This is a genomic window from Pedobacter roseus, from assembly GCF_014395225.1.
GTDB lineage: Bacteria > Bacteroidota > Bacteroidia > Sphingobacteriales > Sphingobacteriaceae > Pedobacter > Pedobacter roseus.
Genome location: NZ_CP060723.1, coordinates 5,935,009 through 5,947,380, shown reverse-complemented (window position 1 = coordinate 5,947,380; position 12,372 = coordinate 5,935,009). Strand labels below are relative to the sequence as shown.

At 38.7% G+C, this 12,372-nt stretch carries 13 protein-coding genes; all 13 read right to left on the bottom strand.

All coding sequences use genetic code 11. The features are described from left to right. Position 1: 1 nt before the first annotated feature. Positions 2–619, bottom strand: coding sequence for a DUF4159 domain-containing protein (locus tag H9L23_RS24670; RefSeq protein WP_187595575.1), 618 nt, complete (start codon positions 617–619; stop codon positions 2–4). Positions 620–708: 89 nt separating this feature from the next. Next, on the bottom strand, positions 709–1,413 hold the full coding sequence (locus tag H9L23_RS24665; RefSeq protein ID WP_187592774.1) for a 16S rRNA (uracil(1498)-N(3))-methyltransferase: 705 nt from the start codon (positions 1,411–1,413) through the stop codon (positions 709–711). Positions 1,414–1,421: 8 nt separating this feature from the next. Beyond that, positions 1,422–2,732, bottom strand: coding sequence for a hemolysin family protein (locus H9L23_RS24660; protein ID WP_449428110.1), 1,311 nt, complete (start codon positions 2,730–2,732; stop codon positions 1,422–1,424). 116 nt (positions 2,733–2,848) lie between these two features. Then, positions 2,849–3,400 carry an inorganic diphosphatase gene (locus tag H9L23_RS24655; RefSeq protein WP_025146339.1) on the bottom strand — a complete coding sequence of 184 codons (552 nt, stop codon included), beginning with the start codon at positions 3,398–3,400 and terminating at the stop codon, positions 2,849–2,851. Between the two features lie 2 nt (positions 3,401–3,402). Next, positions 3,403–4,062: a DedA family protein gene (locus H9L23_RS24650; protein ID WP_187592773.1), complete on the bottom strand. Its 660-nt coding sequence runs from the start codon at positions 4,060–4,062 to the stop codon at positions 3,403–3,405. 47 nt (positions 4,063–4,109) lie between these two features. Further along, positions 4,110–5,483: an NADH-quinone oxidoreductase subunit N gene (locus H9L23_RS24645; RefSeq protein WP_187592772.1), complete on the bottom strand. Its 1,374-nt coding sequence runs from the start codon at positions 5,481–5,483 to the stop codon at positions 4,110–4,112. A 3-nt stretch (positions 5,484–5,486) separates the two neighbouring features. Continuing rightward, complete coding sequence (locus tag H9L23_RS24640) at positions 5,487–6,950, bottom strand: complex I subunit 4 family protein (RefSeq protein ID WP_187592771.1); 1,464 nt, start codon at positions 6,948–6,950, stop codon at positions 5,487–5,489. 20 nt (positions 6,951–6,970) lie between these two features. After that, a complete protein-coding gene (gene nuoL / locus H9L23_RS24635; protein ID WP_394355226.1) occupies positions 6,971–8,872 on the bottom strand; it encodes an NADH-quinone oxidoreductase subunit L in 1,902 nt (633 codons plus the stop codon). Between the two features lie 13 nt (positions 8,873–8,885). Further along, complete coding sequence (gene nuoK / locus H9L23_RS24630; protein ID WP_025146334.1) at positions 8,886–9,215, bottom strand: NADH-quinone oxidoreductase subunit NuoK; 330 nt, start codon at positions 9,213–9,215, stop codon at positions 8,886–8,888. Beyond that, entirely contained in the window at positions 9,215–9,718 is a 504-nt protein-coding gene (locus H9L23_RS24625; protein ID WP_187592770.1) for an NADH-quinone oxidoreductase subunit J family protein, read from the bottom strand. The genes nuoK and H9L23_RS24625 overlap by 1 nt, the downstream gene beginning before the upstream one ends. 83 nt (positions 9,719–9,801) lie before the next feature. Further along, a complete protein-coding gene (locus H9L23_RS24620) occupies positions 9,802–10,305 on the bottom strand; it encodes a NuoI/complex I 23 kDa subunit family protein (protein ID WP_025146332.1) in 504 nt (167 codons plus the stop codon). 2 nt (positions 10,306–10,307) lie between these two features. After that, complete coding sequence (gene nuoH / locus H9L23_RS24615; protein WP_187592769.1) at positions 10,308–11,345, bottom strand: NADH-quinone oxidoreductase subunit NuoH; 1,038 nt, start codon at positions 11,343–11,345, stop codon at positions 10,308–10,310. Beyond that, on the bottom strand, positions 11,345–12,355 hold the full coding sequence (locus H9L23_RS24610; protein ID WP_025146330.1) for a 2Fe-2S iron-sulfur cluster-binding protein: 1,011 nt from the start codon (positions 12,353–12,355) through the stop codon (positions 11,345–11,347). The genes nuoH and H9L23_RS24610 overlap by 1 nt, the downstream gene beginning before the upstream one ends. Positions 12,356–12,372 lie beyond the last annotated feature (17 nt).

Sequence of the window (12,372 nt, the reverse complement as noted above, 5' to 3'; positions counted from 1 at the left end):
CTTATTGAGTTAAGGCATATTGAACCAAATTAGCGCCCATTTTAAGTGCTTTTGTCCGCGTTTCTTGTGTATCTTCAGGATAAGTACCAAAGTCTTCCCAACCGTTGCCTAAATCGCACTCGTAAGTGTAGTAACAAATTACCCTTCCCTTATAAATCAAGGCAAATCCCTGCGGACGTTTATTATCATGTTCATGAATTTTTGGCAAACCCGAGGGGAACTTAAATTTCTGGTTATAAATGGCGTGATTAGCAGGTAATTCAACAAAGCTCAGTTCCGGAAATACCTTTTTCATCTGTGGCCTGATAAACTTATCCAAACCGTAATTGTCATCAATATGGAGAAAGCCTCCACCGGTAAGGTACTGCCTTAAATTTTTCACTTCCTGATCGCTGAATACCACATTACCATGCCCTGTCATATAAATAAAGGGATAATTAAAAATTTCTTTAGAACCCACTTCAACAATACTTTCTTCGGCGTAAAAATTGGTTTTGAGGTTGGTGTTGCAATAGGCAATTAAATTAGGTAGTGCTGTACGGTCTGCATACCAATCGCCACCACCGCTGTATTTTAATTTGGCCATGCGGTAAGTAGGTGGAATGAAAGCGAAAAGCATAAAGCTGAAAGCCGAAAGACCAAAGGAGAAAACTAAAAGCCTCAACTTTTTTGAAAAATGAAAACTGGGAATTGAAAACTTCAAACTTACTATCGGTTAAGGTAATTGATTTCAAAACAAACAGCTAGAGCAGCAGTTTCGGTGCGCAACCTGTTATCACCTAAAGTTAGTGCTTTAAAGCCTTTGTTCAAAGCTAAATTAACTTCTTCTGGTGTGAAATCTCCTTCGGGACCAATAAGTATGAGGTATTTTTGATATGGTGACACCAATTTCGAGATGAATTGTTTCTCTCCCTGATCAATGCAGTGAGCAATTAACTTTTCTCCTTCAAATGGTTCTTTTAAAAAAGCATCAAAAGAAATAGCGTCGTTTAACTTGGGATGATAAGCTTTGATTGATTGTTTTACGGCAGAAGTGATCACTTTATTTAATCGGTCTTCTTTTACTACCCTACGTTCAGATCGGTCGGTGATGATTGGGGTAATTTCATCGATTCCCAATTCAGTAGCTTTCTCCAAAAACCACTCTAAACGATCGATATTTTTGGTTGGTGCAACAGCTATATGTAAATAATGGTTTCGCTTATGAAATTCCGTTTCTACCTTTAATATAGCTAATGTAACTTTTTTGGGGTTATCTGAAGTAATTTCTGCGGTATAAAAACCACCATTACCATCAACCAGATTTACGATTGAGCCAACAGTGAGGCGCAATACCCTAACGCAATGTTTGCTTTCTTCTTCGTTAAGGGTGTAAGTATTTTGGGTTATATCTGGCGTGTAAAAAATATGCATTGTTGAAATTAATGATTATCAACCATATCTGATTTATTGATCACCAGTTCTAACTTAATGGTTTCGATATTCTGTTCTGTTTTTTTAAGAATGGTAAACAGGTAGCCATACGATTCGTTGCTTTCGCCAACTTCTGGAATACGTTCAAAAACGTGAGAAACCAAACCACCTACGGTATCAAAATCTTCATCTTCGGGCAAATCGTGTGGCAAATGTTCGTTTACATCATAAACGGTTGCAAATGCATTTACGATAAACTCATTATCCGAAACCTTTTCTACCAATGGTTTTTCCTCATCGTATTCATCCTGGATCTCTCCAACCAGTTCCTCAACAATATCTTCTAAAGTAACCATACCAGCCGTACCACCAAACTCATCCAATACAATGGCAATCTGTATGCGGTTGCTTTGCAGTTCGCTCATCAGATCGTTGATTTTTTTGGTTTCTGTTACGAAATAAGGTTTGCGGATAATATCATTTACTGTCCAGGTTTGGTTCCCGGCTGCTACCAATGGCAAAATATCTTTTGCATGGATAATACCAACAATTTTATCCATTACGTCATCGTAAACAGGCAAACGGGAGTACCCTTCTTTAATAATGGTATCTATAACCTCCTCTTTCGGAGAAGTTAATTCGATGCCCGAGATTTTGGTCCTCGGCACCATGATATTCTTCACCACACGCTCGTTAAAATCGAACACATTTTTAATCAGTTCGTGCTCATTATTATCTAAGGCACCACTTTCTTTACCCTGATCAAGCAAGTATTGTAATTCTTCGGTACTGTGGATTGATTCATGCCCGGCTGAGGTATCAATGCCAAAAGGTTTGAGGATAATAGCAGCCAGGCTATTCAAAGTCCAGATAAACGGGCGGAATACCACATAGAATAACTGGAGCGGTATAGAAACGAAAAGAGTTGTGGCTACCGGTCTTTGTATCGCGAATGATTTTGGCGCCAACTCACCAAAAACAATGTGCATGATAGTAATTAACGAGAAGGCTACAATGGTTGATGCGGTATGAATGGAAGCATCGCTCAAACCCCATTGTAAGCTGTCGAAAAGATTTTTAAAGATAGTATGCATAACGCCTTCACCCACCCAACCTAAGCCAAGTGATGCAAGCGTTATGCCTAGCTGTGTGGCGGCCAGGTATCCATCAAGATTATGGATAATTCCTTTGGCCATTCTACCTACACGGCTGCCTGATTTTGCTTTAATTTCTATTTGTGATGCGCGGACTTTTACAATGGCAAACTCTGCTGCCACAAAAAATCCGTTTAACAGTACCAAAAACAAGGCGAAGAACAAGCGCCAGCCAACTGATGCTGTATCTGGTTCCTGTAAGGCAACCAAAACTACATTTGTTGGTGGTAATATTGTACTTAACGCTGAATTTAAAAACAAACAGACCGTGGGTAAATCCATTAAGCTAATTCTCTAAATGTTGTGTTATAAAGTTCTATGCTTTCTTTAATTACTTTATGCGCATAACGAACACCAAGTAAATGTTCGATAGTTACATTTTTATCTTCTAATGCTTTATAATCCTGAAAGAAACGAACAATTTCTTTCATTTGGTGTGGAGGTAACTCATCTAAATCGTTGATGTAGTTTACCGACATGTCGTGAGCGGCAACAGCGATAATTTTATCGTCCTGTTCTCCGTTATCAACCATATGCATTACACCTACTACTTTCGCCTCAATCAATGTCATTGGATATACGTCCACTGAACAAAGAACTAAAATATCTAATGGATCTTTATCATCGCAATAAGTTTGCGGAATAAAGCCATAGTTTGCAGGGTACATTACTGATGAAAAAAGAACCCTATCCAATTTAATCAGACCTGATTCTTTATCTATTTCGTATTTTGCTTTTGAACCTTTTGGAATTTCAATAATTGCGTTTACAATTTCCGGAACGTTATGCCCAGGGGATACGCTATGCCACGCGTGATGATCGTCTTTTGCCATTTTTAATTTAAATCTGTTTTATCCTCTTCAGGACCTTTCACTACTTTACTTTTTACAAAGGTAATTAATAATGGTATAGTTGTAATAAGGATAAAGCCAATAATAATATATAATAAATAATCGGTAATTTCTTTTTCGAACCTTCTGCCTAAAAAATAGCCCAGTAAAGTTAAGGAGCAGATCCAAAGCACACCACCTACAATGTTGTAAAGTGCGAACTTTTTAAACTCCAGTTTTACCACACCAGCAAAAATCGGTGCAAAAGTTCTAACAATCGGTACAAATCTTCCCATTATCAGCGCAAAGGCACCTTGTTTGTTATAATAATCTTCTGCTGCCTTCAAATAACGTTTCTTAAAAAAGAAACTGTCTTTTCTGGTATACAATACCGGTCCTGTTTTTCGCCCGAACCAATAACCTGTAAAATTGCCTGAAATTGCTGCTATGCATAAACCTGCTAACAGCACGGCAATATTAACATCTAACTTTCCGGTTGCCACAAACATGCCAGCCAAAAACAGTAAATAATCACCGGGAAGAAAAAAACCAAAGAATAGGCCCGTTTCTGCATAGATTACGAACATGACGAGATAGAAACCGCCCTCCCTCAATAATTTTTCGGGGTCAAGTAGTTGATGCAGGTTATTCCAAAAATCGTGCATATTCAATTATTCGTAAAACTACAAATAATTATTAAACAACAGCATACCTATATCAGGTTTAAAATAATTGCAGGGTAAATACCTAAAATAAGTGTGATTACTACTGATACCAACAATACAACTTTATATTGTACAGGGGTAGAAAGCTCTGTTTCAGCGCCATCTTTAAACCAAACAGCCACAATTACCTTAAAATAATAGTAAAAGCCCACCAGTGCATTTAAAATAGCAAATGCAACTAATAAAGTTTTATACTGGGTCATTACATTAAGGAACATCAGGTACTTTCCAATAAAACCTGCAGTTAATGGAATACCGGCTAAAGAAAGCATGGCAATGGTAAGTGATAAAGCCACTAAAGGATTTTTCTTACCTAAACCATTAAAACTTTCGAAGCTATCGCTACCTGTTTTTTGTTTAACCAGGATCAATACCGCAAATGCAATAATAGAAGCAAAAGTATAAGCCGCTGCATAAACCAAAACATTGTTTCCAGAGTTTTTCGTTAATACGATCAATGAAAATAACAAGTAACCCGCATGTGAGATACTGGAATAAGCCAGCATTCTTTTGAAGTTTTTTTGGAACAGGGCCGTTACGTTTCCGATAAACAAGGTTAAACAAACGATAACCATTAAAGGTGCAACCCAGAAATCGTGAAGTGGGGCAAATGAACCAGCAAATAATCTTAAAAAAGCAGCAAAACCAGCAGTTTTAACCACTGTACTCATAAAAGTAGTGATCAAAGATGGCGAACCTTCATATACATCAGGCGTCCAGAAGTGAAAAGGAGCAGCACCAATTTTAAAGCAAAGGCCAATCATCATCAGGATCACACCAGGATAAAATATCGGCGAAACTGAAGTATTATGGTCAACCAGGTAGGCCTGGATTTTATCTAAATCGAATGAACCTGTAGCTCCATAGATTAAAGTAATACCAAATAACAAAAAGCCTGTTGAAAAAGCACCCATCAGGAAATACTTTAAAGAAGCTTCGTTAGAGGCAAAATCCTTTTTTCGGATACCTGCAAGGATATACAAACTCACTGACATGATTTCCAAGCCTACAAACAACATCGCCATGTTTTTATACGATACCATCATGATCATCCCTGCTAGGGCGAAAAGGATCAGGGTATAATATTCGGCTATGTTATCGCTTTTGGCGTGAAAATAGTTTTGTGTTAATAAGAAGATCAAAAGCGTACCGATAATACATACACCAGAGAATGCTAAGGCGAAGTTATCAGTCTGCATCATTCCGAAATGAACAGCATTGCCATTCCAGGCGCAGAAAGTAAATCCTAGTGCAGTAAGTAAGCCAACAACGGTAAGTGGTAGTAATGCTTTATTTGCTTTAAACAAACCTGCATAAAGCACTATAAAAGCTGTTATACTAATGGTTATAATAATATTCATTGCTTAATTTACTGTGTTTAATTTTTGATTTACCTGTTCTAATAAATGTTGTACAGATGCCTCTGTTAAGTGCAAAATTGGTTTGGGATAAACACCCAGAACAATAATTAATGCACATATAGTATAAAGAACCAATTTTTCAGTTCCTTTAATATCGGTGAAAGTGATGGTTAAACTGTTGGTTTCGCCAAGCATTACATTTTGATACATGCGCAACATGTAAACCGCTCCGAAAATGATGGTTAAACCTGCAATGGCGGCTGCCCAGATGCCATATTTGTAAACACCCATTAACAATAAGAATTCACCTATAAATCCGTTTGTTCCTGGTAAAGCTACTGTTCCTAATACGATAATTAAGAATACAATTGCCAATTGAGGGGCTACTTTGGCAATTCCGCCTAACTCTTCAATTTTATTTGTTTTTAAACGGCTGAAGATGATATCCAGGACGAAGAATAAACCTACTACGTTAATACCGTGACTCAACATCTGCACCATGGCGCCCTGCATGCCTTGCTGGTTGAAAGCGAAGATGCCCGCTGCGATTAAGCCAACGTGTGCAATTGATGAATAGGCTACCAAACGTTTTGCATCTTTTTGGGTAAAAGCAATTAACGACGCATAAACGATACCAATTATTGATAAAATGATGGCTAACTGCCCCCAATCGTGAACGCCTGCCGGAACAATTGGTAATAACCACCTGATTACGCCATAAATACCCATTTTTAACATGATACCCGATAACAACATCGTACCCTGAGCAGGAGCTGCTGTATAGGTATCTGGCTGCCAGGTGTGGAAAGGGAAAATCGGCATCTTAATGGCAAAAGCAATAAAGAAAGCCCAGAAAATCCATCCCTGTTGTGCACTATCTAAATTTAAAGCGTAAAATGCCTGAATATCAAAATTGTGTGCCGGGTTTTGAAGGTAAAGGTAAATGATACCCATCAACATAAATAATGAACCCGCAATGGTGTACACAAAAAATTTCATGTTGATGCGGATACGGTCTTTTCCTCCCCAGATGGCACAGATAAAATAAATCGGGATTAATGCAGCTTCCCATCCGATGTAGAACAAGAAAGCATCAAGCGCAGTAAATACCAGCAAAAGGCCGCATTGCATAAATAAAATCAAGCCATAAAATGCGGCAGGATTTTTATAATCGTGTTTGTAGCTCGATAAGATAATGATCGGCACCAATAAATTGGTTAGCAATACCACAAGCATGCTAATGCCATCGATACCCGCATGGAAGTTGATACCTAATTCGGCAATCCATGGCAAATTAACCTCAAACTGGGTATTTGCATTAGGAATGAAGTTACAGGCGATAACCAAAGCCAACACCAAAGAAACCACCGAAAATACGGTAGAAACTATTTTAGCCGACTTACCAGTAAATGCAGTAATGATTGCACCTACAAGCGGAAGAAATATAAGTAGTAAAAGTTGTTCCATTATTTAATTTTGAACCCTTTTTATATGTAATAAAATGTATATGCAAGCAATGCGATGATACCAAATACCATCATAAATATATAGAAACCTACGTTTCCACTCTGTAACAAACGCACACCTTTACTGGCTTCGTTTGTGCTCCATCCTAATCCGTTCACAATTCCATCAATAAATTTGCTATCCATGATCCTGTAAAAGAATCTCGAAAGTGCATCTAACGGTTTGGTGATGATGAAATCATAAATTTCATCCAGGTAGAATTTGTTGTAAGATAATTTTGCCAGTGCAGAACGTGGTGCTTCATCAGCTACCGGAACTCGCGCTCCTTTTACATAACGGCCATAGGCATAAATTAAAGCAATGATAGCCGCAACCACTGAAGTAGCCATCAGCGCAAGCTCAGTTGAATGGCTTAAATCCAGTTCGTGCTGTGCAACACCTGCGCCCGATAACCAGTGCGCCAACCATTCGTTTCCACCAAAAATATGCGGAAAGTTGATTGCTCCGCCAATTGCTGCAAGAATAGCTAAAATGATTAACGGCAAGGTCATCGCTGTAGGCGATTCGTGTACATGGCTTTCTTCATGATGTGTTCCACGGTATTTACCAGAGAAAGTTAAAAACATCATTCTGAACATGTAAAATGCGGTTAAGAATGCAGTTAATACTCCTACTCCCCATAAAATTGGACTCGCCTGGAAAGCATGTGCCAAAATTTCATCTTTAGAGAAGAAACCAGAGAATGGCGGTAAACCTGCAATGGCAATGGTACCGATCATCATGGTCAGAAAAGTAACCGGAAGTTTCTTCCTCAATCCGCCCATGTGGCGCATATCCTGTTCGTGGTGCATGGCATGGATAACCGAACCAGCGCCTAAGAACAGTAACGCTTTAAAGAAAGCGTGAGTTAATACGTGGAAGAATGAACCTGTATAAGCGCCAACGCCTAGACCTAAAAACATATATCCCAATTGCGATACGGTTGAATAAGCCAATACTTTTTTGATATCTGTTTGAGTTAAAGCAATAATTGCCGCCACTAAAGCGGTTGCCGCACCAATAATGGCAATGATGTGCTGGGTAAGTGGCGCAAGATCGAACAATACACTCGAACGGGCAATCATATAAATACCAGCGGTTACCATGGTTGCAGCGTGGATTAAAGCTGAAACTGGTGTTGGTCCGGCCATTGCATCTGGTAACCAGGTAAATAAAGGCAACTGGGCCGATTTACCGCAGGCACCGATAAACAATAAAATGGTGATTAAAACCAAAGTATCATTACCTGGCAACATATTGGCTGCCTGAGGAAAAACTTTAGCAAATTCTACACTGCCAAAAGTAGTGAAGATTAAGAACACCCCTAGTAAAAAGCCTAAATCGCCGATACGGTTCATTACAAAAGCTTTCTTAGCTGCCGATGCATAAGCATTGTTGGTATACCAGAAACCGATTAACAGGTATGAGCATAAACCTACCCCTTCCCAACCGATAAACATGACGATATAGTTAGAACCCAATACCAATAAAAGCATGAAGAATACAAACAGGTTTAGGTAGGAGAAAAACTTACCAAACCCAGCATCATCGTGCATGTAACTGGTAGAATATAAATGAATCAGGAAACCAATTCCGGTAATGATCAAAAGCATGATCGAGCTTAAAGGATCAACCAGGAAAGATAACGGAATATGCAACGTACCTGCACTAATCCAATCGAATAAAAATACTTCGTGAGCTTTTTGTGTGTCGCCTTGTAAACTAAAGAAAATAACTACGCTGATGATAAAGGATGCCAGGATTACCCCACTTCCGATGATACCAACAAGTCCTTTAGATAAAGAGTTTCTGCCTAGTCCATTAATTACAAACCCTAAAAAAGGAAGTAACGGAACCAACCAAATCAATTGTTCTATTGTCATTCTTATTATATATTTACCACTTAAGGCGATTTAAAACATTAATATCTATCGATTTCGTATTGCGGTAAACCATTACAATAATCGCTAAGCCTACTGCAACTTCTGCAGCCGCCAAAGCCATAATGAAGAATACGAAAACCTGTCCTGATGGGTCGTTGCTGTGAACTGAAAACGCGGTTAAAAGTAAATTAACGGCGTTAAGCATCAGCTCAACCGACATAAAAATTACGATGGCATTTCTGCGCGTAAGTACACCAATTACGCCAATAGAAAAAATAATGGCACTTAAATAGATGTAGTGGTTTAGCGGAACGCCTGCTGCTTGTGTGAATAAATTTTCCATTATGCTTCTACCTCATCTCTTTTAGATAATAAAACGGCTCCAACCATTGCTGCCAATAGTAATAGAGATGATAATTCGAATGGTAATAAAAATGGCCCAAAAAGCTCTTTACCTAAATTTTCTACCAATCCTAATCCCGGGTTTTTCAAAATCAACGGACTGTTAATACTTGCTGATTTTAAAGAACCAATTAAAGTTATTACCAAACAACCTCCGGCAATTACGCCGACAATTTTAATCAGTGGAGATTTACTTGGTTCGGTTTCATTGTTCAGGTTAAGCAACATCAGTACAAAAAGGAAAAGTACCATAATTGCCCCCATGTAAACAATAAAGTTTACCACGGCCAAAAATTGTGCATTTAACAGCACATAGTGAACAGTGAAAGTGAAAAAGGTAAGGATTAAGTATAATACACTGTGGATTGGATTTTTTGCAAAAATCACCAGCAGCGAAAAGATGATACTTAATGTGGCTACGAAATAGAATACTTGTGTACTCATTAATTGTTTATTTATTTATGTTCTATGGTTTGTGTCTCCACAAATCATTTTTTTCCGTGGCTCGTGTCCTCACGAACCATTAATTACTTTTTCATTTCCAATGGAGCCTCAACCAGCTTATCTTTTCCGTAAATAAAATCCTTACGTAAATAATCAGCCGGAACAATTGGTCCATCTAAGTAAATCGCCTCTTTAGGGCAAGCTTCTTCACATAACCCACAGAAAATGCAACGCAACATGTTGATTTCGTATGTTGCAGCATATTTTTCTTCGCGGTATAAATCTTTCTCTTCAGGCTTGCGCTCTGCAGCAATCATTGTGATTGCCTCAGCAGGACAAGATAAAGCACATAAACCGCAGGCGGTACAACGCTCTTTTCCATTCTCATCACGTTTAAGCGAGTGCATACCCCTAAAGTTTGTAGAGAATTCGCGTTCTACTTCAGGATATCTAATAGTAGCCTCTTTTTTAAATAAGTGACTGATGGTAATGCCCATACCCTTAGCAATTGCCGGCAGGTACATACGCTCCATAAAGCTCAACGGCTTTTGTTCCAGTACTTTTTTCTTATTACTTAATGATTCCATAATTAAAACTTCTCAATAATCGCAATCACAACACCTGTTATTATAATATTGGCAATGGCCAAAGGTATTAAACCTTTCCAACCCAAATTCATCAATTGATCGTAACGGAAACGAGGGATTGTCCAGCGTACCCACATGAAGAAAAAGATGAAAGCAAATATTTTAGCAAAGAAAACTGCTGTACCAAAAAGTGGTGCCCAAGTTGGTCCTAACCAAACTGCCATCGAATCCATACCCGGATAATTGTAACCGCCCCAATATAAAGCTGCCATTACTGCCGATGATACGAACATGTTGATATACTCAGCAAAAAGGTAAAACCCTAATTTCATTGATGAGTATTCTGTATGATAACCACCGATCAATTCCGTTTCACATTCAGGTAAATCGAATGGGGCACGGTTGGTTTCGGCGAAAGAACAAACCATAAAGATTAAAAAACCAAGTGGCTGATATAAAACATTCCATCTCCAGCCATGTTGCTGATCAACGATTTCCTTTAAGCTTAAAGTATTGGTCATTAAAAGCAATGCAATGATTGATAATCCCATTGCGATTTCATAACTGATATTCTGTGAAGCTGCACGGATGGCACTTAACAAAGAGTATTTGTTGTTTGATGCCCATCCACCAATCATTACACCATAAACACCTAAAGAAACTACACCAAAGATGTATAAAACACCTACATTGATATCAGCAACCTGTAAAGCAACTGTTTTACCTGCAATTAATACCGGGCTTCCCCATGGAATAACCGCCGTACCAATACAGGCACAAAGCAATGCTAAACCCGGGCCAGCGATAAACAAAAACCGGTTGGATGAAGTTGGAATAATTTCCTCTTTCATAAACATCTTCACACCATCGGCCAAAGGCTGTAAAATACCAAAGGGGCCAGCTCTATCCGGTCCTAAACGATCTTGTAAATATGCAGCAACCTTACGTTCAGCATAAGTAGAATACATGGCAATAACTAAACTGATGCCGAAAATTACAGCTACCAGGATAAATTTTTCTATAACAAAAGCGCTATCCATTAGTATTTAACTGTTTTATGTAATTCAATTTCATTTGCCGCCTGTAATGCCTCATTTGGCTGAATAACGTGCAAAGGTTTTAATGTTTCGTAGTGATTTGATGCAATTACCGAAGTATCATCAATATGAGTTGGGTGTTCGATTACCCAATCGGCAGTTGCTTTTTTATCAAAACGGCAAGTGTTACAAATAAACTCTTCAACCTCACCAAACTGATCTTTACGTGCGGTAACACGCAGGACATCTGCTCCTTTATACCAAAGGGTTACTTTACCGTTGCATTTTTCGTGATCGCAATCGCGGTGTGCATCAACTGGTTTGGTAAACCAAACACGGTTTTTAAACCTGAAAGTTTTATCGGTTAAAGCACCAACAGGACAAACATCGATTACGTTTCCAGAGAAATCGTTATCTACAGCTTGTTGGATATAAGTAGAAATTTCAGAGTGATCGCCACGGTTTAAGATACCATGAACACGTTTGTTTGTAATCTGATCAGCAGTGAAAACACAACGGTAGCACAGTATACAACGGTTCATGTGCAACTGGATCTTATCACCTATATCAATGCGTTCGAAAGTACGGCGCTCAAACTCATAACGTGTTTTTTGCAAACCATGCTCATAACCTAAATTCTGAAGATCACATTCTCCTGCCTGATCACAAACTGGGCAATCTAGAGGGTGGTTAATCAACAAGATCTCCACAACACCTGCACGTGCTTCCAAAACTTCAGGAGAAGTAATGTTAAGCACTTCCATTCCATCCATCACCGTGGTACGGCAAGAAGCCACCAACTTCGGCATAGGGCGTGGATCTTTCTCCGAACCTTTAGTCACTTTTACAATACAGGTACGGCATTTACCGCCACTGCCTTGCAATTTAGAATAATAGCACATTGCTGGTGGAACAATATCCCCTCCGATCTGCCTTGCAGCATTCAGAATGGTTGTTCCATTATCAACCTCTACTGTTATCCCATCTATCGTAACCTTAACTTTTTCACTCATGGTTAATGATATTCTTT